Origin of the sequence: Streptomyces virginiae, from assembly GCF_040638905.1 — a bacterium.
Lineage (GTDB): Bacteria > Actinomycetota > Actinomycetes > Streptomycetales > Streptomycetaceae > Streptomyces > Streptomyces virginiae_B.
Genome location: NZ_JBEZYV010000016.1, coordinates 73684 through 96573 on the forward strand (window position 1 = coordinate 73684; position 22890 = coordinate 96573).

A 22890-nucleotide genomic window follows, 5' to 3' on the forward strand; every position below is an offset into this window, starting at 1 on the left:
GGCCGTCAGAAGGTGAGCGAGACGCGCAATGGCCCAGCAGCCGCCCCTGCTCCGCGATGTCATCAACATCAAGGAGTCGATCTCCACGTCCGACTTCGTCCTTCAGCTGTCCGAGGCCACCACCCCCGATGGTGCCGAGCTCGCGCTCAGGGACTACGTCGTCACGGAACGGCTGCTGGAGAACTTCGACGAGGCCCTCGGACTGATCAAGGCCTCTCTCGACGGGCACACCTCCAAGGCCGCCTACCTCCACGGCTCCTTCGGTTCCGGTAAGTCGCACTTCATGGCCGTGCTGCACGCTCTGCTCAGTGGCAGCCCGGCCGCCCACCGCCGTTCCGACTTCGACTCCGTCCTCGCCAAGCACGAGTGGCTGAGCACGGACGGCAAGAAGTTCCTCCTCGTCCCGTACCACATGCTCGGCGCGAAGGCCCTGGAGCAGCGGGTCCTCGGCACCTACGTGAGCCACGTCAAGAAGCTCCACCCCGAGGCTCCGACCCCCCGCGTCTACCGCACCGACTCCCTCTTCGCCGACATCCACGCCATGCGGGACCGGATGGGCGACGAGGCCGTCATCAAGGGCCTCGGCTCGATCGGCGGGGAGGCGGACGAGGACGACGAGTGGGGCGAGTCCTTCGCCTGGACCCCCGCCCTCCTCGACACCGCGCTCGCCGCCGAGGAGATCCACGAGGCCGGGTACGCCCTCAACCTCGTCACTCCCTCCACCCCCGTGGAGCTGCGTGCCCGCCTGGTCCAGGACGCCAGCGCGAACCTCCTCCCCGGCTTCACGCAGAACGCGCACGAGAACGAGCACGGCTTCATCTCGCTCGACGCCGGCCTGTCCGTCATCGCCGAGCACGCGAAGTCCCTCGGCTACGACGGCCTGATCCTCTTCCTCGACGAGCTGATCCTTTGGCTGGCCACCCTCATCCACGACCAGAAGTTCGTGGGCCGCGAGGCCGGTAAGATCACCAACTTCGTCGAGGGCGCCGACGCCCGCCGCGCCATCCCGATCGTGTCCTTCATCGCCCGCCAGCGCGACCTGCGCGAGCTCGTCGGCGAGGAGCTGTCCGGCGCAGCAGAGTCCTCCATCCAGGACACCCTCAACCAGGCCTCCGGCCGGTTCGACAAGATCACCCTGGAGGACCGCAACCTCCCCCAGGTCGCGCACGCCCGCCTGCTCCAGCCCAAGGACTCCGAGTCGGCCGCCCTCATCACGGCCGAGTTCGAGAAGACGCGCAAGGTCCGACAGGAAGTCTGGGACACCCTGCTCGGCTCTGACCGCGGGGCCGACGGCGTCGGCGCCGACGAGGACAGCTTCCGGCTCACCTACCCGTTCTCCCCCGCCTTCATGGACACCCTCGTCCACGTCTCCTCCGCGCTCCAGCGCAACCGCACCGGCATGAAGCTGATGGGCCAGCTCCTCGCCGACCACCGCCACGAGCTGCGCCTGGGCGACCTGATCCCGGTCGGCGACCTGTACCCGCTGATCACCGCGGGTGGCGACAAGCCGTTCACCGACAGCCTCAAGGTCGTCTTCGAGGCCGCCGACAAGCTGTACCGGACGAAGCTGCGCCCGTTCCTCCTCGCCACGTACAACGTGTCGGAAGAGGACATCGAGCAGTACACCCACCGCCCCGACAGCATCACCGATGCCGCCCTGCGCGGCCGGGTGAAGACCTTCGTCGGTGACAACCGGATCATCGGCACCCTGCTGCTCTCCGCCCTCGCGCCGAGCGTGCCGGCCCTCGCCGACCTGACCATCCGCAGGCTGTCCGCACTCAACTACGGTTCGGTCGTCGCCCCGATCCCCGGCCGCGAGTACGGCATCCTGAAGAACAAGGTCGCCGACTGGGCGGGCCGCTTCCCCGAGATCAAGGAAACCGGCACCGACACCAACCCGGGCGTTCGCCTGGAGCTCTCCGGCGTCGACGTCGACTCGGTCATCGCCAACGCCAACGTCAACAACAACCCGGGCAACCGCCTCGCCCTCGCCAAGCGGCTGCTCGCCGAGGAACTCGACGTCAGCCACGGCCAGTTGGTCGAGGAGCTGCAGTTCGTCTGGCGCGGCACGAACCGCTCCGTCGAGGTCATCTTCGGAAACATGGCGGACGAGGACGAACTGCCCGACCACGACCTGATGCCCCGCGAGGAAGGCCGCTGGCGCATCGCCGTCGACCTGCCCTTCGACGACGGCGAGTACGGCCCCGTCGAGGACGCCAACCGCATCCGGCGCCTGCGCGAGAAGCAGCAGGGCGAGCGGTCCCGCACCGTGGCCTGGCTGCCCACCCACCTCTCCAGCCAGCGGTACGGGGACTTCTGCCGACTCGTGGTCATCGACAAGGCGCTCGCCGACGACCAGCGCTTCGACAGCCAGTACGCCGGCCACCTGAACGCCGACAACCGCGCCCGCGCCAAGGGCCTCCTGGAAACCCAGCGCGAATCCCTGCTCAAGACCGTCAAGGCAGCCTTCAAGCAGGCGTACGGGCTCGCCGAGAAGAAGCCCACGGACGTGGAGCTGGGCTTCGGCGACCACCTGGAATCGCTGCGCGAGGTCGACGGCCTCACCCTCTCCTTCGGCCAGTCCCTGCGCGACGGCATCCGGCACATCGCCGGCAAGCTGCTGGCGACGCAGTTCCCGGACCACCCGGACTTCGACCCCGACCACACCGGCACGGTCGTCAAGGGCACCGACGCCAAGAAGGTCTTCACGCACGTCCGCGCCGCGGCCGAGGCCCGCGACGGCCGCACCGAGGTTCCCGCCGGCGACCGGGCACTGATGAAGCGGATCGCCGGGCCGCTGCGCCTCGGACAGCAGAAGGAGGCGTACTTCGAGCTGTCCCCGTACTGGGCCGATCACTTCCGCCAGCTCGCCCGGGAGAACGGCGTCACCGGCGACCTCACCCTGATCACGCTCACCGACTGGACCGACAAGCCCGCCCCGCGCGGCCTGCCGGACTTCCTCGGGCGGCTCGTCGTGGCGGCCTTCGCCGAGATGGACGACCGGGTCTGGGTGCGCGAGGGCATGCCCCTCGACCCCGCTCCCGAGCTGGCGCAGGTCAAGGACCGCGACGCCCTGCGCAGCCAGCCGCTGCCTTCCCCGGAGGACTGGGAGTCCGCCAGGCAGCGTTTCGCGGCCGTCTTCGGGCAGTCGGCACCCACCCTGCTGCGCGGGCGCATCGTCAACCAGTTCGCCCGCCAGATCACCGAGCAGGCCCGTGCCTTCCAGGAGGCCACCGCCGAGCTGGCCGAGCGGCTGACCGAGCACGCCGGCTTCCTCCACCTCGACCAGACCGTCGAGACCGGCCGCCTCGCCCTCGCCCGACGGGCCGTGGAGCTCCTCAAGGCCCTGACCTCGACGGCCGGCCAAGGTGCGGCCGGTGCCAAGAAGACGGTGGAGGCTCTCGCCCGGTTCGACCTCGGCCAGATGTCGCCCGAGCAGTACGGGACCTCCATCAAGCAGGCTCGGAAGGTGGCCGAAGCACTCGCCGCGACCTCCTGGAGCACTCTGGAGCTGGCGTCCGCCGAAGGCCCGGAGGGTGACGCGCTCCTCGACTCCCTGCGCAATGTCGCCCGCAGCGACCAGCAGCGGACGGACAAACTGGAGGAGGCTCTCGTCCGCACCCAGCGCGAGGTGCTGGCGCTGGTCAAGCGGAACCGGGCGGTCTCCTCACCCCCGCCGGTGGCCCCAGCTCCCGGCCCCCAGGGTCCCGCGGACGTTCCCCTGGACACGAAGACCAGCGATCCTCGGATTCCCTACGCCGGACCTCAGACGGCACCCGCCACCCCTGCCGGGAAGCGCCGCACCAGCGGGGCGCGTACGACGACGGCCTCGCGCGCCGTCGCCGAGCTCCAGGCAGAGCTGGCGGAGCTGGCTGCCGCCGAGCCGGGTGTCACCGTAGAGATCACGTGGCGGGTCGTCGGCCGATGAGCATCGCTTCCCCGACCGTCGCCGTGCGCCTGAACCTCGCGACCGTCACCCAGTACCTGTCGTCCCAGACCTCCCTCACCGCGTCCCTGGGCGGCAATGACCGTCGCCGCGCCGTGCTGTTGCGCTCGGCGCCCCAGTGGGAGGGTCCCGCGGAGCCCTCCTGGGGCGAGGGGCTGACGGCTCGCATCGCTGCCGCACCCTCACCCCTGGCCGTACACGAGCTGCTGCTGGGCCATCTCGACGGCACGGTGCCCGGACCCGCCGTACTGGTCGTGCTCACCGACCGCGAGCAGAACGAGCTGGACCCCGCCATCCTGGCCCGCGCGCACAAGAAGCGCGTCGACACGGTCGACAGCTGGGACGTGGTCCGCGACGCGTTCCGCGCCCAGCAGGTCGATCCCCGGCTCAAGGATTCCAACTGGGCCGCGGAGGCCTTGTTGGACGCCACCCCGCCGAAGGGCGGCTGGCCGCCCGTCGCCGGCGGCATGCTCTCCCGGCGCAGCGCCCTCACCTCCCTGGCCCTGCGCCGGCTGCGGCTGGGTCGGTACGACAGCGAGGCGGAGTCCTCGGGCCGGGCCCCGGCAGGTGACACCCTGGATCCTCAGACGCTGTTCGGCTGGTCCCTGTCCGCCGGCGGGCCCGAGCTGCTGCTGAAGCTCCGCCGTCCGGAACGGGACGGCCTGTCCTCGTTCCTCGGCGAGGAGGACCAGGCCGGTCACGCCGGACGGACCCTCCTCGCGCTGGTCGAAGCCGACCACGGCCCCGACGCCGTGGCCTTCGGCCTGGTCTGCGCCGCCTTGTGGGTGCACAGTGAGCCTGACGAGGCCGTGTATCGGGCCCGTGGGCGGGCCGAGCGGTGGCTGGGCGAGCAACCCCTCGCCAAGGGCGAGGAGCTCGACCTGCTCGTGTCCCGGTTCGCGCTCGCTGCCGAGAAGTACGTCGCCACGCTGCTGACCTCTGCGGCCCGTGGCACCAGCAGTGACACAGAGGCAGTGCGCGAGGCCCGACGGCTCAGTGACACCGTCCTGGACCGGGCCTCCACTCTGGTGCGCCAGTTCGGCGCGGAGGAGGCCGCCAAGTCCAGTGCGATGCTGGCCGCGGGCCTCGAGGCACGTTTCGCTGCGGTGGGACGGGCTCTGACCGCCGGGGATCCACGTACCGTCGCGGATGCGGTACGCGCCCTGGGCGAGCACAGCCAGGCCGACGGCCCGGAGGCACGGGCCCGGGTGGAGCGTGCCCGCATGGGCCAGAGGCTGGCGGCGTGGATGGCAGGCGAACCGGCCGTCGCATCGGACACCGTGGCCGATGCCCTGCAGCGCCACGTCAGCGAAACCGGTTGGGTGGACCGTGCTCTCGAGCACATCGAGGCGGGCGGGGACCCGGATCCCGTCTTGAAGTCGGCATATGGCGCACTCGGCCGTCAGGTCCGCCGCAGGCGCCACGAGATCGACGCCGACTTCGCCCGCGCGCTGGCCGGCTGGACGGCGGCCGGCACGCAGCCTGGCTCTATGCTGACCGTGGAGACCTTCCTCGACCGGGTGGTGAAGCCGGTCGTGCGCGCCGGGACCGACCGTCGCGTACTCCTGCTCGTCCTGGACGGGATGAGCGCCGCCATCGCCTCCGAGTTGGGCGAGGCACTGCGTGCATCGTGGGCCGAGTTCGACCCGCTCGACGAGGGAACACCCCGCCGCCGCGCGATGGCCGCTGCCCTGCCCACCGTGACGGCGGTCTGCCGTACGTCCCTCTTCGCAGGCCGACTGCTGAAGGGCACGCAGGCGGAGGAGGAGCGGCTGTTTCCCGCCCATGCTTTCTGGGGCGGAGCGCCGGCTGCGGTCTTCCACAAGGACGACCTGCGCGCCGAGGGCTCCGGGGACACATTCGGCCCGGCACTCACGGAGGCCCTCGCTGACGGCCGCACGCACGTCGCGGTCGTGCTGAACACCATCGACGACCGGCTCGCGAAAGAACAGAAGCTCGGTGACGGAGCCTGGCACGTCGATGAAATAGGGCGACTGCGCGATCTGCTGCGGGTCGCCGCGACCCAGGGCATGGCCGTGATCCTCACCAGCGACCACGGCCATGTCGTGGACCGGCAAGGGGTCAAGGTGGATGCCGGTGCACCCGACTCCGCCCGCCACCGCTCCCCCGGTGGCCCCCTCGGAGACACGGAGGTCGCCCTGTCCGGTCCCCGCGTGGTCTGGCCCGACGCAGGCGGCTCGATCGTTGCCCTCTGGGACGCCGACTCCCGCTACACCGCACTCAAGGCGGGTTACCACGGTGGGGCTTCCCTGCGTGAAGTCACCATCCCCGTGCTCGCCTTCCTCCCGTTCGGTGCGGTGCCGCCCGGCGGCTGGCGCGAACTGGGTGATCAGCGCCCGCCATGGTGGCTACTCGACGGGCACACACCTGTCCAGAGCACCCCTCCGGGCGGGGCGTCGACCGCTCCCCGTCCGGAGAAGCAGAGCCGCCCCAAGCCGACGAAAGCGCAGGCCGAACTTGCCGAGACGCACGACTCACTCTTCGACGTCGCTCTCGTTCCGGCAGCCGAACACGAGGGTGCCTTGGTCACACCCGTGCTGGTCGCGCCGGATGATGCACTGATCGCTGCCTTGTTCGCATCGGAGGCGTTCCAGGACCAGGTGGGGGTGCTGGCCCGCAAGCCACCCATGGACAAGGTGGAGAAGGCGATCCAGGCCCTGCTGGAGGCCGGCACCCTGCCCGTGACGGCCGTGGCGCAGCGCGTCGAGTACCCGGCCAGCCGGGCGGACGGGTTTGCCGCCGTGCTGCGCCAACTCCTCAACTACGACGGAGTGCAGGTGCTGCAGACCCTGCCGGACGGGCGAACGCTCCGCCTCGACAGGAGTCTGCTGCAGCTGCAGTTCGGAGTGTGACGGAGTGGCTCAGCCCGCGTAGTCCCGCAGCAGGTTGGTGAAGGCCGTCAGCTCCCGCATGGACTCGAGGGGCAAAGGCTCCGCATCGAAGTGGGCAATGCGGTTGCGGATGTCCTTCACCCGCTGCAGATGACGCACGAACTGGCCGCGGTCCAGAGATTCACACTGGAGCGCGGCCCAGTTGAGGTCCGCCTGCTGGGCCATGGTCGGCTTCTTCTGCTCTCCGTTGAGGAGGTAGACGTAGTCGCCGAAGGTCAGGTCCTCGACCTTGCCGGAGCGGTGCTCGGCCTTTTTGTTCGTCTGCACCGCCTTGATCGCCTCCTCGGTGAGGCCGGCTCCCAGCCATCGGCGCAGGAGGGACTCGATCTCACCGAGAAGGAAGAAGGGGCGGGCAGCGCTTTCGAAACGGTGGATCACATGGGCCTGGGTCACGATGCCTGAGAGACTCCCGTCCTCGCCTCGGACCAGAAGATAGCCGTGCTCCAAGAGCATGGGCAGACACGAGAAGAACTCCTGTCGCGCGTCGGCCAACGGCAGCGAGTCCTGCTGCATGGCGTTCTCCAGGCTGACCTCCTTCCCCCGCTCGTACATGAGGGCCAGGGAACGCCAGGTGACGACACCGTGGACCGTGGTCATGCCCGTCGTAACGGGGATCTGGGCATAGCCCCGCTGGCGCATCAGGTACGTCGCCTGAGAAAGCTCCGCGGTGAGCGACACACATCGGACCCCGCCGCGGGCAGACGGAAGGTCACCGATCAGAAGCCGCTGCGGCAGTGCGGCCGAAGGAAGGGGATCCCTCTCGGTCTCTTCGGCCTCATCACTCTCCGGCGTGACCTGCACTGCCGCAGCGAAGGCGACGATGTGGACGCGCTCACCCGGCGCACAGTTGGCAAAGTCCGGGAGCGTGGCGAGCCCTGTGTCGGTGAGAGCCTGTGCAATCTCGTGCACGTTCCACGGTCTGCGCACCCGCACGCCGAAGAGGTCCAGCAGTTCTCCGAGTGGGACCTCCGTGCCCTTGAGCGCGAGTAGTTCCTCGGTGGTCGGCTTCCGGTTCACTTGACCGCCTTGGCGTCGGTCATGTCACGCAGGATCGTCCGCTTGCCCATGGCTGCATACACCATGTCCTCGAGCTGCTTGGCTCGTGCCGCGTAGAACGCCTCGTAGTCGTTCTTCCTCAGAAGGTACGGATCGATCAGGTGCGTCGCGATGACGTCGTCGAACCACTCCCGGCGCATGTCCGAAGCAGCGGCGAGCGAGTCGAGATACGTACCGGGGGCACCTGTAAGACCTTGAGCCGCGCGCAAGGACAGCGGCGTCTTGTTGACGATGGAGTTGGCCGGAGGCGTCTTGGCCCCGTTGTACTGCCGCCGCACCCAGGCCCTGGGGAAGATGTGCCGGACGTCCACACCGTACTCGTCCATCAGGCTGGGCTTCAGCGGCGTCTCCGTGTGGTGCCAGTCCACGGCACCTTGCTTGATGAGCAGCGCAAAGATTCCCTTGTAGGCAGCGCTGTTCCGTGTGGTGAGCGTGTCCAACCGCTCGGGGAAGAAGTAGGCGTCGCTGACGGTCTCCGGCGCGGGACCCTCACGTCGGACCCATGCCACCAGCTGTTCGACGTCCCGCGTGAAGCGGGTTTCGGTGGAGCCGCCGTACATTTCGCCGAGCACGCCGCACCAGTACCACTGCGTGATCATGTCCTCGGCACCGAGCCTGTCGGTCGCCTCCCCCAAGATGGCCCGGATGGCGGCGAGTGGTACCAGCTGGGTTCGGTAGGGCAGCTCAGCAGCACGCACGATGCACTGCCGCTCGAGGAACGCTCCCGCCCACGCGAACGCCTTGGCCAGTCGCGGGGCGAGTGACTCGAAGTCCGCGAGGGGGAGCTCAAGAAGATCGCGACGCTTGCAAGAGACACCTGTGCCCACCCCGTCCTGCTTCCGCGACCACGTGCGCACCAGGGCCACGGCCTGGAGGAAGTCGCTGCTGCTCAGTCCGTCGTCGAGGCCCGCCTCCAGCCGCCCGAACACGGGATGGCGGCCGGCGAGCTCCTCCTTGATGGCCCGCCAGACCTGCGGCAGCTGGTAGTAGTCTCCAGTCCGCTCGCGATAGGCGCGGTCACCGGCGTATGTGGCCGTCAGCAGCTCGAAGACGTTGAGGGGCACACCTCCCGTGTTCACCCGCTCGAAGACGGCACACACAGCGTCCATGGACGTGGAGGCGGCCAGTTTGATCATGGGTACTTGGAAGGAGCGCACGGGCTCGAGAACCTGGTCCTCGAAGAGGCTCCACCGATCGAAGTGACCGTCATCAGCCTTCTCGTACGCCCGTCGCCAGGCATTCACCTTCGCCGTGTCGAAGACGATGCTCAGGGGAAAGAGTCCGGCCGCGCACTCCCCGTTGGTGGTGGTCAGGTCGTGGACGACGTCCCGGGCAAAGTTCGCGCGTAGGACCTTGTCCTCGGGTACGGAGACGATCGCTTCGTCACGATCCGCGGGCAGTCCGATCGCCTTCTCGATGTCCACGTAGTACCAGCGCCTGACGGCGTTGCCTCGCGCATCGCTGGTCTCGACGGGACTGTCCTGGAAAAGCGCTTGGAACAGCGAGGTGAGCCGTTGCTGTCCGTCGAGGAGTAGCAGGCTGGGTGCCGTCTCCTCCGCCACCTGTGCGCCCGTGAGTGCGCGGGCACGGAAGGGCGAGTCACCCCCCGTCTCCAGCGTCATCACCACGCCCAAGGGGTAGTCGAGCGTCACCGTCGCAACAATGGCTCGAATTCGATCGTCATCCCACTTCCAGTCCCGCTGGAAGTCGGGCAGTTGAAGAGATCCTGACGCAACATCCGCCAGGAGCGCCTTGAGCTTCACATTGTCGAGTCCTGCCACGTGCTCGTTCCCCACCCTCGCAGTGCTGCGCGTTCTTCACGCGGGCGGCGATTAGACCAACCACGCGACATAGCGGTCAACGAGATAGGAAGGACCGGCAATGAAGTTCAGCCAGTCGCGGGGCGCTGCTGGAATGGGACACTGATGGCGTGAGTACCGCTGCTTCCTCCCGTCCCTCCCCGGCCAGCGCGGCGCGTCGCCGCGCTGTGATCGACGCTCTGCGCCGCGGCGCCGTACCCGAAAGCGGGCTCGATCTTCTGGCCACTGGGCTGGACCGGTTCGAAGCGGCGCTCGATGCCGAGCTCGAAGCGGTGGCTTCCGGTTCGTCGGTGTTCAAGGCCGTCCGCGGCGAGTACGGGTCGGGCAAGACCTTCTTCACGCGATGGCTGGGTGAGCGGGCCAAGCGGCGGGGCTTCGCACTGGCGGAGATCCAGATCTCCGAGACCGAGACCCCACTCCACAAGCTGGAGACCGTATACCGACGCCTCACCGAGCGGCTGGCCACTGCAAGCTTCCCGCCGAGCGCGCTCCGGCCCGTTGTGGACGCCTGGTTCTACGCCTTGGAAGAGGATGCCCTTGCGGACGGCGCTAACGACGAGCACCTCCCAGAGGCGGTCGAGAAGCTGCTGGTGGCTCGACTCACCGAGGTGTCCCGCCATGCCCCGTCGTTCGCCACCGCACTGCGCGGATACAAGTCGGCCATCGCAGACGGCGACGATGCGACGGCCGTAGCCGTTTTGGCGTGGCTGGGCGGCCAGCCCCACGTGGCAGCGGCCGCCCGCCGCTCCGCCGGCGTACGCGGGGACCTCGATCACTTCGGGGCCCTCGGCTTCCTACAAGGTCTCCTGACCGTACTGCGCGACTCCGGGCACAACGGCCTGTTCGTCGTCCTGGACGAGGTCGAGACTCTGCAGCGTGTCCGTTCGGATGCGCGGGACAAGGCGTTGAACGCTCTCCGACAGCTCATCGACGAGGTGCACTCGGGCCGGTTCCCCGGTCTCTATCTCTTGATCACCGGAACTCCGGCGTTCTACGACGGGCAGCAGGGGGTTCAGCGGCTCGCCCCTCTCGCGCAACGCCTCGCCACCGACTTCACCACCGACCCCCGCTTCGACAACCCGCGCGCGGCGCAGGTCCGACTGCCCGGCTTCACGCAGGAGTCCCTGGTCGGCCTCGGAGCAACCATTCGGGACCTCTACGCGGAGGGTGCCACGTCGCCGGAGCGTGTGAAGTCGCTCGCCGACGATGCGTACGTTGCCGACCTCGCCCGCGCGGTGGGCGGAGCACTCGGGGGCAAGGTCGGTGTGGCGCCCCGGCTGTTCCTCAAGAAGCTCGTCGGCGACGTTCTGGACCGCATCGACCAGTTCGAGGACTTCGACCCCCGGAAGCATTACCGGTTGACCGTGACGAGCAGCGAGCTGACGGACGTGGAGCGCAATTACGCGGCATCGGGATCGGCCGACGACATCGACCTGGACGTCTGATGAGCGGAGACGAAGCGGGTGACGCCGGCACGGACCCGGTCGACCGCCTCGACCCGGTCATCCTTCACCATGTTGTGAATACCCTCGGCTGGCCCGACCTCCGCCCTCTGCAGCGGGCCTCGATCGATCCCCTCATGGACGGCGAGGACGTCGTGCTGCTCGCGCCCACGGCGGGCGGCAAGACCGAGGCAGCCTGTCTTCCCATCCTGTCGGCCATGTCCCGCAGGCACTGGTCCGGAACATCCGTTCTCTACCTGTGCCCGCTCAAAGCGCTCCTCAACAACCTGGTCACCCGAGTCGACTCCTACGCCCAGTGGCTCGGCCGCCGAGCCGAGCTGTGGCACGGAGACACCAAGGAGTCCCAGCGCAGGCGCATCCGTACGGACACACCAGACATCCTCCTCACCACTCCCGAGTCCCTCGAGGCGATGCTCATCGGGGTCAAGACCGACCACGCCCAGCTCCTGGGCGAGGTACGGGCCGTCGTGGTGGACGAGGTGCACGCGTTCGCGGGTGACGACCGGGGCTGGCACCTGCTTGCGGTCCTGGAACGCCTGGAGCAGGTCACGGGACGCCCCATCCAGCGGATCGGTCTCTCTGCCACCGTCGGCAACCCTCAACAGCTCCTCACCTGGCTCCAGGGATCCGGTGCCGGCAAACGCCCCGGCCGGGTCGTCGCCCCCGGCGTCGCACTGACACCGGTCACCGCGTCGGCCGCGGCCACCTCACCCGTGGACCGCCGACCGCCGGGGGAGGTGGAGCTGGACTACGTAGGGTCGCTCGAGAACGCGGCCAAGCTGATCTCAGCCCTCCACCGCGGCGAGAAGCGGCTGGTGTTCTGCGAGTCAAGGCGACAGGTCGAGCTGCTGGGAGCCGCCCTGAGGGCACGAGAAGTGACGGTGTTCCTGTCGCATGCCTCGCTCTCGGCCGAGGAAAGAGCCCGCTCGGAACAAGCCTTCACTGAGGCACGGGACTGCGTCATTGTCTCCACCTCCACACTGGAGCTCGGCATCGACGTGGGCGACCTGGATCGGGTCATTCAGATCGACTCGCCCCGCACAGTGGCCTCCTTCCTGCAGCGCATCGGCCGTACCGGCAGGCGCTCGGCGACCACACGCAACTGCCTGTTCCTCGCGACTGGCAAGGACACCCTGCTGCAGGCAGCCGCCCTCCTTTTGCTCTGGGGCCGCGGCTGGGTCGAACCGGTGACGCCCCCTCCCGAACCCCGCCATCTCGTGGCACAACAACTCCTCTCCGCCACGCTCCAACAGCACCGCATCGGCGACCGTACGTGGCAAGGAATGTGGAACGGACTGGCGCCGTTCGACCGATCAGCGGCTCCTGTCCTGCGACACCTGGTGAACGAAGGCTTCCTCGACGAGGACGGCAGCATGCTGTTCATCGGTCCGGAGGCAGAGCGACGCTTCGGCCGACGTCACTTCATCGAGTTGACCGCCTCCTTCACCGCGCCCCCTCAGTTCACAGTCCTGTCGGGTCGTACCGAAATCGGGCAAACCGACCCTTCCGTCCTGACAGAGGAGCGTCCGGGCCCGCGTCGGTTGCTACTCGGTGGGCGCAGCTGGCAGGTGACGTTCATCGACTGGGGACGAAAGCGGGCCTTCGTCGAACCGGCCGATGGTGGCGGCGTTGCCAAGTGGACGGGCAGCGGGCTCGCCGGGCTCTCCTACGCCTTGACCCGCTCAATGCGCGACGTACTCCTCGGAGCGGACCCTCCGGTCTTACTCACCCGTCGTGCCGAGGCTTGCCTGACCGAGTGGCGCGAGCAGGACGCTCCCCAGATCACCGATGCCGACTGCTCCCTGATCACCCGCCTCGGAACCGACGTGCGCTGGTGGACGTGGGCCGGCTACCGAGCGAACGCAACCTTGGCCGCCACCCTCCCGTCGATCAGCGACCCCGTGCAACGGCCGACGGACTGCTATCTGCGGCTGCGGGAAGACCTCACACCCGACATGTGGCGAGTGGCACGTGTAGATGCCGACAGCGGGAATGCACTGGTCCTCCCTGATGTCGATCACCGAGCGGTGCACGGCCTGAAGTTCTCAGCCGCGCTCCCCCAGCGCCTTGCGGTGGCCACCGTTGCCGCACGGCTGGCCGACTTCGATGGAGCGCGCGCGGCCCTGCAGGAGACCGTACGCTTCTACCTCGCCTCCTCCGAGTAGGGCTCGGACCGATCCCTTGATCCACCGCCTGTTCTAGGATGATCAGGACAGACTCAGCGGCCCGACAGGCTTCCGCTCCGCGTCCGCGGAACTCAGGACATGCCCCCACCCGCACGAGCTACTTCGTGCTGCCTGGGGGCATTTTCTTGCTGTTCCGTGAGTCCGCGGCATCATTGGCCACTCGTACCCACGTCGAGGGTCGGTTGGCCCGGCTCCTGACCGAGAACTTCCTGCACCAGCACCGCCACCGACCGCAGCCAGCGGAGGTCAATGCTTGGGAACGCAGTATTCCGGCACTCATCAACGTGCTCGTGGAAGCAGGCCTCGGCGAAGTCGAAATGCTGCTGGAGTACGGACTGCCGTTGACCAGCAAGCGCGCTGACGTGATACTGGCCGGCGAACATCCGGCCACTGGCGAGCCGTCGTACGTGGTGGTCGAGCTGAAGCAGTGGGGCGAGGCCCACCCTGAGGCGGAGGACCCCCTGCTGTGCCGCATCGACGCCTGGGCACATCCGATCCTCAACCCGATCGAGCAGGTCCGCGGCTACTGCGAGTACCTGGTCTCGTTCAACGGGGCGCTGGAACACAGTCCGGAATCGGTCGTCGGCATCGCCTACCTGCACAACGCTCCGGAGTCCAAGGTCGCGGGCCTGCGCCTTGTGACGGAGGACGGCCGGGGTCGGATGTTCACGCGCGATCAGCGTGGCGCCCTGATCGGCTACTTGCGCTCGCAGCTGGCCGCGAAGCCCGGCGCCGAGGCGGCCGATGCACTACTGCAGGCCAAAATCCGGCCTTCAAAGCAACTGATTGCCGTCGCTGCTGCAGAGGTACGTGACCGGGAGCAGTTCGTCCTGCTCGACGAACAGCGAACCGCCTACGAAACTGTCATGGCGGCTGTGCGGCGGGCTCGATGGACCAACCAAAAAGAGGTCGTCGTGGTGACCGGTGGGCCTGGCTCCGGCAAGAGCGTGATCGCCCTGTCCCTGCTGGGAGACCTGTACCGGCGTGGTGTACCCGCCCTGCACGCCACTGGCTCCCAATCGTTCACCAAGACGATGCGCAAGATTGCGGGCACTCGCAAGCCCGAGGTCCAACGGCTCTTCCGTTATTTCAACAGCTTCATGGAGGCCGAGCCCAACGATCTCGACGTCCTGATCTGCGACGAGGCCCACCGGTTGCGCAAGACCTCAGCAAACCGCTACACGAAGGCGACGCTCCGCACAGGGCGGCCGCAGATCGCGGAACTCATGGCAGCGGCCCAGGTTCCGGTCTTCCTTCTCGACCAGCACCAGGTGGTCCGTCCTGGCGAGATGGGGACGGAGGAGCAGATCCGGGAGGCGGCCGCCGCCCTGAACCTCACATGCACCGTGGTGAAACTGGACAGTCAGTTCCGCTGCGGTGGCAGCGACGCGTACCTGCGGTGGGTCATCGACCTGTTGGGGCTCGAAGGTAAAGCTCCCACCGTATGGGAGCCGGATGACAAGGTACGCCTGCTGACCGTCGACACCCCTCAGCAGCTGGAAGACTTCCTGGTCGCTCAACGGGAACAGGGGTACAGCGCCCGCATGTCCGCGGGCTACTGCTGGAAATGGACGACGAAGATCACCTCCAGCATGAACGCACTGCCCACCGACGTGGTCATCGGCGACTGGGCGAGACCGTGGAACCTCTACGGCGACCGGGCTCTGCTCGGCGCACCGCCGGCGCCGCTGTGGGCCACCGCCCCCGAGGGGTTCGGACAGGTCGGATGCGTCTACACCGCCCAGGGCTTCGAGTATGACTGGTCGGGTGTCATCATCGGCCCCGACCTCGTCTGGCGGACCGACCGCTGGGTGGTGGACCGCACGGCGTCGAAGGATCCCTCCTTCACCAAGGCGACATCGGACGACGACGTGGATCGCCTCGTACGCAACACGTACAAGGTGCTTCTCACCCGGGGGATGATCGGGACGGTGATCTACTCGACGGACTCCGAGACACGCGAGAAGCTCCGTTCGCTGATCCCGCCGACTCCGTGAGCCCACCCCTGAACACGCGGAGCCAGGAGACCTGCAGCCTCCTGAGCTTTCGAGAACCCCGCGCGCGAGACCGATCCGCCAGCTAGCATGATCACGCTGCGCACCTTCCCGGAGGGTACGAGGCAAGGGTCGCTGTGGATGCCCCAATGACCCGTGAGCGACGAGTGGTTGTGCCCGTCGGGTGGTGACACACGGCGCGAGCGTGGATGCCCGCAGGGCGTCCCCCTGCCATTCCGATCTCACTGCATTGGAGCGGCCATGACCTCGGTCGAGTACAAGCCTGCGCGTCGTGAAAGGATCCGCGAGATCCTGATCGAGATCGCTGTCGGAGTCGTCACCAATCTTCTGGTGACGGCCCTGCTGTCGGTCGCAGGTCTGCTCTTCTAGAGCAGGCGGGTGGCGGGCCCGGCGAGCCCGCCACTCATACCGGCGCGACGAGCCCATTCAGAAGAGGGTCAGGTCGGAACCCCCCTTCTTGCGCGATTTCCGCCGATTCTTGCCGCGACTTCCCCTGCCGGGCCGGGGCATGTGCGGCTTACGGGCCTCCGCCGGCAGGTTCTCCCACGTGGGCCGCAGCGCGTGGATCTCAACCGGCCCGACGAGTTCTTTGAGATAGGTCCGGGTCTCCTCGTCAGTGGAGTAGAGCACGGCCGCCCTGCTCGCTCGGGTCATCAACACGTGATAGGCGTGGCGGACGAGCCGGGCGAATTCCTCGTCGTCGACACTGCCCGCCTTCACCTTCGGGTCGAACGAGCCCGGCCGGTCTACCCGCTTGACGTCGGAGCCCTCCTCCTTGCGCTCCTTACCCCGACGGAAAACCCACTGCCCGTCCCTGCGCACCATGTCCTCGCCCATGATGACACCGCACCAGTCCCATTCGAGGCCCTGCGCCGTGTACACACACCCGATCTGGCCGAGCCCGTTCTCATGCACGGACCAGATCTTGGACGGGGGCGCGGCATCGGCACAAAAGCTGTCGCTGTCCGCGTTCCACGGCCGGTGCCAGCCACCGATGCGCACATCTGCCTCCAGCCTCTTTTCCTTCCCGAGCGGCTTCGTCCAGGGCCAGCAATAGCCGGCGACCATTCGCGCGGAAGCCCCGGCGAGGGCCTCAGTACGGATGATCCTCTCCAGTTCCTCGGGAGTATCCGCCACTTCGACGTGCATCAGGCCGTCCGGGCACCAACGGTCGGCTGCGTCGTCGTTCACGCCGAGGACGGCGCGTACCCAACGGGGGTAGGCATCGCTCCCGCCGCAGCGGAACTGTTCGCGGAGTCCCATCTCAACGAGGTGGGCATCGTGCCGTGCGGCCGCTTCCTTGATCAAATTGACGGTGCCGACCTCGTTCGGCCTGACGGACTGCCCTTCGTCCATGAGGAACACAGTGAGTCGCGATGCCGCGAGAAGCTCATCCACCTGCGGCCCCGTGCCCTGATCCTCCGGCTTCCAGAATCTGTTCGTGGACCTGTCTCGAAGGCGGTGTGCCTCATCGCAGATCAGCACGTCCAGGGGTGGTTCCGGCGCTTTGACGAAGTTGCTGAAGTAGGTGAACGTCTCCTTGAACGCCCGGTCCCCGTAACCCACGTGCTCTTGCAATGCACCATTGAACGCCCGGCTACCGCTGGCATAGTTGACCGTGCGGCCTTGTGCCTCCAGCTCCGCCTTGATCTGCAGTCCGATCGCGCTCTTCCCGGTGCCGGCACCGCCGGTCACCAGAAAGATCACCCGCCGCTCGTCCGGGATCAAGGCGGGCGTTTCCGGATCCGGCAGCACCTTGGCCGCTGTCTCCAGCACTTGGTCGGCCACGTCCTTCTGGCGCCCCCGCAGGGTGAATACCGAGTCGGCGCCGCGGGAATAGATCATCGCGTCGAGCAACCGAGTATTACGCAAACCCATGTTCCCGAGCATCTTCTCGGCCTCTGAATCCGCGCCATCAACAGCGAAGTGCTTCCGCAGGTCGTGCAACAAGTCTGTGCGCCGGTCACGCGTGTACACACGGGCGTAGGCACCCGTCGGTGCGTCCACTTCGATCAACGGTCGCACTGATTCTTCCGTGGCGTTGTGCAGATAGGCGAAACCTCCGCACTCGAACTCCGCTGTCCGGAACGGGCCCCGTTCACTCGTGAACGCCTGGTAGTACGAGCGAAGTTGTAGCGCAGGATGCTGTTTCACCTCATCCATGGCCGGCACGTACAGCAGGTCTGCCGTGGCCCGTTCCACCCGCGTAACCGTCGACCATCGCTTCAGCTCGACCAGCTGCACGGAGGGCACACCACGTTCCGGGTGACGACCCACCAGAACGACGTCAATGAGGCGCGCGTTCTCGGATCGGATGGCCTCGTCGACCGTGGCAGCACATTCGACGATCATCTCCACGTTGCCGCGTTCCGCAGCGACCAGATCGTTCGCCAGGCTCACCAGGCTCTCCGCCCACGCTGAGCGTTCTGACAACGAAGCGTCCGCGCCCCTGAAATGCCGCCATCGGGCAGCCAGGTGCGGCACCATCCGACGCCGCGCGTTCAGAGTGAGCAGGTCCTCCGCCGACAGCTTGAGCAGGAGCATGGACACGAGATGGTTCCCCCAGGGCACGAGTGACTCGTGCGGGTGGGGGCATGTCCTTGTCCTTGCCAGGAAGCCCGTCGGGCCGCAATCGGTTGAGGTGATCCTAGATAAGGACTGGCGGACCGAAAACGCTGCCACGGCTGTCGGCCAGAACTGAGTCGATCATGGCCGAATCTGTGAGTCTGCCTCCCCGCGTGAGGCCAGCGGATGCCAGTGTGCCGGGGGCTGGCGAGCCGCTGCACGGTGGCGCCCGGCCCGACACGGAGTGCGGGCCGGGGCGGCCGTCAGGGCTGGTCGGCGCCCGGTTCGTACGGGTCGACGGGCAGCGGGTCGAAGGGGTGGGCCGTGTGCCCACCCCTGGGGGAGCAGGCGCCGAACGGGCCGGTGTCCGGATCCGTCAGGACCCGCAGGTGCGGGTCGGCGTGGTGCAGCCACCAGGTCGACATTCCCAGCATGGGATCCAGGCGCAGCTGCTCCCAGGCCAGCCACAGCGCGGCCAGCCTGGCGCCTGCCTCCGGGTGCTCCCACCAGCGGGGGCACCAGGTGGCGGACGTGCCGTTCAGGCGCCGCCGGATCGTCGGCGCCAGATACTCCGAGACGAAGGCGAAGACATCGGCGAAGTGGAACTCCGCACCCTCCGCCGGCACTTCCCGTGCCCCGGTATCGGCAGGCATCAGCGCTCGACCCCGGCGGTGCGCGGCGCGAGTTCCGGCACGGGGTTGACCACCCCGTGGCCCAAGTGCCCTGTGGGCCGTTGCGAGGGGACCCTGTCAGGTATGTCCACCGCCACCAAGTAGCCGTGCGCGCGGTCCTGGCCACGCGCGGCGGACGCGGCGGGCTGTTCCTTCAACTCCGGGTAGCTCTCCGCCGACATCAGCCGTGAGATCGCGGCCTGGTGCGCCGTCCGCCGGTTCTCCGGCACGGAGACGGCGGCCAGCTTCTGTGCGAACTTCTTCGGCGTCGTCTCCTTCGGGTCGAAGTCCTCCATGCGTATCTGGCAACGCACGGGGTCGTCCGCGATCAACTCGTCGATCTCGGGCGGCAGGTGTCCGTGGCGCGGCGAGGGCAGCGCGAATTCCACGCCGTCCTTACCCACCCGCTCGTGTGCGAGCAGCTGGGGGAGTTCGTCCTTGCCCAGGACGGACTCCTCTCCGATGTCCGCGGCGAAGACGACGACAGGCCCCTTGGCCTCCTCGGCATAGCGGCGGGAGACCGTGCTCCAGACCTCCGGCGCGAGGTCGACGGCCTCCTTCGACGGCACGTCGAAGTCACGTGTGAGCATCTGCCGGACCTCGGGCCGCCACAGGTGGTAGGAGTCGAGTCGGCGGCCCGCCGGACTGTCCTCCAAGACCTGGTAGCCCCGGCTCTCGCCACAGGCCTGCGCCACGTACCGGTGCTCCACCACTTCGGTGGAGCCTTCCGGCTGGGATTTGTAGGACCAGAACGCCCGGACGTCGCCGCGATCCTCGTTGGTCACCGACGCGTTCGCGGCGACGCTCCTGATGAAGGACTGGACGTCCGGATGGCCCTCGCCCTTCTCGTTCGCCTCGCGCCAGTCCCGGAGAATCCGGTCCCGGACCTCGGACACCTGACGACCTGTGCGGGGGACGTTCGCCTCGTACTCGTTCTGGCGCTCCACGGCCGACGCGAGCTCTTCGCGCGTGGGAGCTACGGCCTTCGTCACCGGCGGGCCCGCAGGAACTCGGACGGTGCGTGGACGTCGACCGAGATGGTCGAACCCCCTGGCATGTCTGCGGTCCAGACCTGGAAGGACACGGACTGGCTCAGCACGACGTACGGCTCACCGCGCGTCGCACCTGCCGGCTTCCAATAGGCGAACCGGTAGGGCCGACGGCTCTCCAGCCGGAACTCCCGATCCGGCCAGTACCCGGGCTCCGGCGGCTCCGGGAAGTCCTCGGCGTCCCAGGTGCCCGTCCAGGTGGGCGTGCCCAGGACCGCCTCGGCCGCCTGCAGGTACGCAGGCCAGATCTCGGCGGCGGTGGACAGCACCTCACCATTCTCGGCGGCGGCGGAGGCCCTGACCTGCCAGGCGTCGTGGTCGAGGCTCCTGACCGGGCTCCAATGCCCGCCCAGGACGTCGGAGAACGTCCAGCTGCCACCGCTGCGCGTCGTCACGTTCAGCTGCCGGTCGAAGGTCTCCGGCACCCAGCCGTACCGCTCGCACCACTCCCGGAACTCCGGAGAACCGCCCTGCGGCGGCCCGTTCCACACCGAGACCCAGTCGACCCCGCGCCAGTTCTCCAGCTCCGCGGTCAGGTCCGAGGCGCTGCGGCCCGTCGTCTCTGTCAACATCCTTCTCTCCATTGCTCGGTCGGTGCGTTTCGAAGGTATCCCGGTCGAACGCGTGCTCAGGTTCGGGCGTCCGGGTCGTGCCGTGTCAGGGAGGCCTTGACCGCGGCTGCGTGCGGTCCCTGCCACCAGGGCAGCGTCTCGACCAGGACCGGCTTGGTTCCGGAGGCCAGGACGAGCGCCCGGCCCGGGGGCATTGCTCCCAGGTCGGAGACCTTGAGGACGCGGTCGCGCCGGTGGGACTCGTTCACGGTGCGGTTGCCCGACCAGCCGACGAATGCCGCCTCACGGGTCGCGGTGAACTCGCGGACGTCGTACTCCCCCGCCAGCTCGGAGAGGTCACCGAGGAAGCGGGTGTCGGAGACACCGCCGCCGTAGACCCGTACGTTCGCGGCGGACCAGAGCTTCTCCATGCCCCGCTCACCCCACACCTCCACGCCCTGCGCCCAGGACTGGAGGATCGTCATCAGGATGATGCCGCGCGAGCCGTAGTGCGAGTACAGGTCGGGCAGGGCACGCCAGCGGCAGACGTTCGCCGCCTCGTCCAGCACGGCCAGCAGCGGCTTCGACAGCCGGCCGCCGCGCTGGGAACCGGCGTACTCCTCGGCGGCCTCGACGACGGCCACGGTCAGGGCCGTCACCAGCGGGCCCGCCGAGTCGCTGCCCTCCCGCGAGAGCGAGTAGAGGGTGCCTTCACCGCGGACGAATTCGGCGGGGTCCAGCTCCGGGCGGTCGTCGTCCTCGGCCACCGGCGTCACCCACCTGTTGACTTCCGGGTTGACGAGGCAGGAGGCCATCTGCTGGGCGACACCGTAGATGCCGCCGCGCTGCTTGTCCGGCGCGGTGATCACACCGAACAGGGCGTCCGCCGGCATGTGGTGCCCCGCGCCGCGCAGGATGCGCTCCGGGCTGTCGTCCTTCGGGTTGGCGAGCCAGCTGTAGACCTGGGTGATCGGCGCCTTGGCGGTCGCGGCGGCGAGCAGGAGGTTGGCGAGCAGGTCCCGGCCGGCGGGGTCGAAGTACGCGTCGGTGGAGGCGTCGGCGTCGCGGGAGCCCGAGGCGAAGTGCTCGGCCAGCTTGCGGGCACGCGCCACGTCCGTCACGTAGGAGAGTGGGTTCCACCACCAGGTGGGCCCCTCCTGTGCCACCTGCTGGGGGTCGAAGACCCACACGGCGCCCCGCGCGCCACGCGGTCCGCGGGTGGCGTCGACGATGTCCCGCTTGTTGGAGGTGACGAGCACGGCGCCCGGTGCGTCGAGGACGGCGGGGATGGCACGCCGGGTGGTCTTGCCGGTGCGCGGTCCCCAGATGTCGACGTGCATGTCCTCGAAGGAGCCGTACAGGGGCTGCCGTCCGCGCACCGAGCGGCCGATGAGGACACCGGGCACACGGCTTCGCACACCGAGGCGCGCGGCGGTCGAGGCGGCGCCCTTGGCGCTGAGGCGGCCGAGTTCCTCGCCCTGCGCCAGGTGGTGGGCCGCGCCGTCGACGTCGGGCTTGCGGCGTCGGCGCAGGCGGAGCCGGTGCACGGCGACCGCCGCCGCAGCGAGCACCGACAGCTCGCCCGCCACGTAGGCGTTCGCAGCGCCTCCGGGCCAGGTGTACGTACCCGTGGCCAGCCCCATGGTGAAGGAGACCAGGCTGCCGGGGTCCGGGCCGTCGTCGGCGCGGGCGCCGAGGCCGGCGGCGATCCAGGCCCCGCACGCGACGACCAGGAGCGCGGCGGCGATCAGCGCGGCCTCCTTCGCCCATGCGTCGCCGGGACGGGGCTCCTTCTGCTGTTCGTTGGTCATCGTCATGTTCTCCCTTCCGAGGAGGCAGAGTCTTCCGGGAGGGTGGGCTGACGTGTGGTCTCCTCCACCCAGCGGACGACGTCCTGGGTGTGGCCGGGCCACCCGAGTTCCTCGAGCATGTCGGTCAGTGGTCCGCTGAGTTCCAGCGCTCGGCGCGGGTCCGTCGCGGCCAGCGAGCGCCACGCGGCATGGGCGTTGCCCGCCACCTGCGCGGTCTCGCTTCTCGGCTCCGCTCCGGCGCGGCGGCGACGCAGAGCGGTCCGGACGAGCAGCCGCACGGTGGCGGACAGGTCGTCGCGCCGGCCCAGTACGAGCCAGGCCCGCGCGCTCAGGACCTGCACGGTGTAAGGGTGCAGCGGCCCGTACTCGGCCTCCAGCGCGGCCTCGGTCCGCTCCGCCAGGGCGATCGCCGTGGCGGTGTCCCCCGCCCCGTGCGCCGCCAGGAGCCGCGCCCAGGCCTCCTGGTGGGCGGCCGGCAGCGGCGCTCCCCACGTCACGGCCGGTTCGGGCACGAAGGGCACGGCGGGCGCGGCCGAGCGGCCGGAGCCGTCGCCGACCCGGGCCGGCGGGGGCACGACGGGGTGCGGCACGGACAGCGTCGTCACGTGGCCGTCGGGGTCGACGACGAGGGGCCACGCCGAGCCGTCCGGCTCCTTGGCCGTGACCCGGACGGGCCGGCCCCGTAGCGCGGCGCGGACGCGGATCTCCGCGAGCGCGGCCAGCCGGGCGGCCGGGAGGTCGCCGGACGGGGCGCCGACCGGCTCCCCGTCGATGCTGACTCCGGAGCCGGTGAGGGTGATGGTGTAGAGCGGGGTGGCCGGCACCTGGCCGGCATCGGTGGTCAC

The 22890-nt window shown here is 68.7% G+C and carries 14 protein-coding genes; 6 read left to right on the top strand and 8 right to left on the bottom strand.

Annotation, left to right across the window (positions count from 1 at the left end; genetic code table 11):
- Positions 1–28 precede the first annotated feature (28 nt).
- Together pglY and pglZ are read left to right on the top strand one after the other, a co-directional pair.
- Positions 29–3928, top strand: a complete 3900-nt coding sequence (gene pglY / locus AB0F82_RS22370) for a BREX-2 system ATPase PglY (protein WP_362630502.1) — start codon at positions 29–31, stop codon at positions 3926–3928.
- Positions 3925–6819, top strand: coding sequence for a BREX-2 system phosphatase PglZ (gene pglZ / locus AB0F82_RS22375; protein ID WP_362630504.1), 2895 nt, complete (start codon positions 3925–3927; stop codon positions 6817–6819). Before pglY ends, pglZ begins: the two co-directional genes overlap by 4 nt.
- 9 nt (positions 6820–6828) lie before the next feature.
- Here pglZ and AB0F82_RS22380 read toward each other — a convergent pair whose 3' ends face one another.
- On the bottom strand, positions 6829–7875 hold the full coding sequence (locus tag AB0F82_RS22380) for a CBS domain-containing protein (RefSeq protein WP_362630506.1): 1047 nt from the start codon (positions 7873–7875) through the stop codon (positions 6829–6831).
- Complete coding sequence (locus tag AB0F82_RS22385; protein WP_362630509.1) at positions 7872–9695, bottom strand: GmrSD restriction endonuclease domain-containing protein; 1824 nt, start codon at positions 9693–9695, stop codon at positions 7872–7874. Before AB0F82_RS22385 ends, AB0F82_RS22380 begins: the two co-directional genes overlap by 4 nt.
- Positions 9696–9844: 149 nt before the next feature.
- On the opposite strand from AB0F82_RS22385, the gene brxD reads away from it, so the two are divergent.
- The 4 genes from brxD (at position 9845) to AB0F82_RS22405 (ending at position 15767) form a co-directional block, all read left to right on the top strand.
- A complete protein-coding gene (gene brxD / locus AB0F82_RS22390) occupies positions 9845–11179 on the top strand; it encodes a BREX system ATP-binding protein BrxD (RefSeq protein ID WP_362630512.1) in 1335 nt (444 codons plus the stop codon).
- Positions 11179–13362 carry a DEAD/DEAH box helicase gene (locus AB0F82_RS22395; protein ID WP_362630515.1) on the top strand — a complete coding sequence of 728 codons (2184 nt, stop codon included), beginning with the start codon at positions 11179–11181 and terminating at the stop codon, positions 13360–13362. The genes brxD and AB0F82_RS22395 overlap by 1 nt, the downstream gene beginning before the upstream one ends.
- A 125-nt stretch (positions 13363–13487) precedes the next feature.
- Positions 13488–15380: a DNA/RNA helicase domain-containing protein gene (locus AB0F82_RS22400; protein ID WP_436842130.1), complete on the top strand. Its 1893-nt coding sequence runs from the start codon at positions 13488–13490 to the stop codon at positions 15378–15380.
- Between the two features lie 258 nt (positions 15381–15638).
- The gene (locus tag AB0F82_RS22405; protein ID WP_362630521.1) at positions 15639–15767 is read left to right on the top strand and encodes a DUF6408 family protein; all 129 of its coding nucleotides are present in this window, start codon (positions 15639–15641) and stop codon (positions 15765–15767) included.
- A 57-nt stretch (positions 15768–15824) separates the two neighbouring features.
- On the opposite strand, the gene AB0F82_RS22410 is transcribed toward AB0F82_RS22405, so the two are convergent.
- The 6 genes from AB0F82_RS22410 to AB0F82_RS22435 form a co-directional block, all read right to left on the bottom strand.
- A complete protein-coding gene (locus AB0F82_RS22410; protein WP_362630664.1) occupies positions 15825–17942 on the bottom strand; it encodes a DUF2075 domain-containing protein in 2118 nt (705 codons plus the stop codon).
- Between the two features lie 284 nt (positions 17943–18226).
- Positions 18227–18616: a DUF4913 domain-containing protein gene (locus tag AB0F82_RS22415; protein ID WP_362630524.1), complete on the bottom strand. Its 390-nt coding sequence runs from the start codon at positions 18614–18616 to the stop codon at positions 18227–18229.
- Positions 18616–19626, bottom strand: a complete 1011-nt coding sequence (locus tag AB0F82_RS22420) for a hypothetical protein (RefSeq protein WP_362630527.1) — start codon at positions 19624–19626, stop codon at positions 18616–18618. Before AB0F82_RS22420 ends, AB0F82_RS22415 begins: the two co-directional genes overlap by 1 nt.
- Complete coding sequence (locus tag AB0F82_RS22425; RefSeq protein WP_362630530.1) at positions 19623–20255, bottom strand: hypothetical protein; 633 nt, start codon at positions 20253–20255, stop codon at positions 19623–19625. The genes AB0F82_RS22420 and AB0F82_RS22425 overlap by 4 nt, the downstream gene beginning before the upstream one ends.
- A 56-nt stretch (positions 20256–20311) precedes the next feature.
- Positions 20312–22045 (bottom strand): type IV secretory system conjugative DNA transfer family protein, encoded by a 1734-nt coding sequence (locus tag AB0F82_RS22430; RefSeq protein ID WP_362630533.1) that lies wholly within the window; start codon positions 22043–22045, stop codon positions 20312–20314.
- Between the two features lie 2 nt (positions 22046–22047).
- Positions 22048–22890, bottom strand: a complete 843-nt coding sequence (locus AB0F82_RS22435) for a hypothetical protein (protein WP_362630538.1) — start codon at positions 22888–22890, stop codon at positions 22048–22050.

Bases quoted from the DNA above. Each gene is read 5' to 3' on its own strand.
- pglY (WP_362630502.1), top strand. From the start codon at position 29: ATGGCCCAGCAGCCGCCCCTGCTCCGCGATGTCATCAACATCAAGGAG.
- pglZ (WP_362630504.1), top strand. From the start codon at position 3,925: ATGAGCATCGCTTCCCCGACCGTCGCCGTGCGCCTGAACCTCGCGACC.
- AB0F82_RS22395 (WP_362630515.1), top strand. From the start codon at position 11,179: ATGAGCGGAGACGAAGCGGGTGACGCCGGCACGGACCCGGTCGACCGC.
- AB0F82_RS22405 (WP_362630521.1), top strand. From the start codon at position 15,639: ATGACCTCGGTCGAGTACAAGCCTGCGCGTCGTGAAAGGATCCGCGAG.
- AB0F82_RS22410 (WP_362630664.1), bottom strand. From the start codon at position 17,942: ATGCTCCTGCTCAAGCTGTCGGCGGAGGACCTGCTCACTCTGAACGCG.
- AB0F82_RS22415 (WP_362630524.1), bottom strand. From the start codon at position 18,616: ATGCCTGCCGATACCGGGGCACGGGAAGTGCCGGCGGAGGGTGCGGAG.
- AB0F82_RS22425 (WP_362630530.1), bottom strand. From the start codon at position 20,255: ATGTTGACAGAGACGACGGGCCGCAGCGCCTCGGACCTGACCGCGGAG.
- AB0F82_RS22430 (WP_362630533.1), bottom strand. From the start codon at position 22,045: ATGACCAACGAACAGCAGAAGGAGCCCCGTCCCGGCGACGCATGGGCG.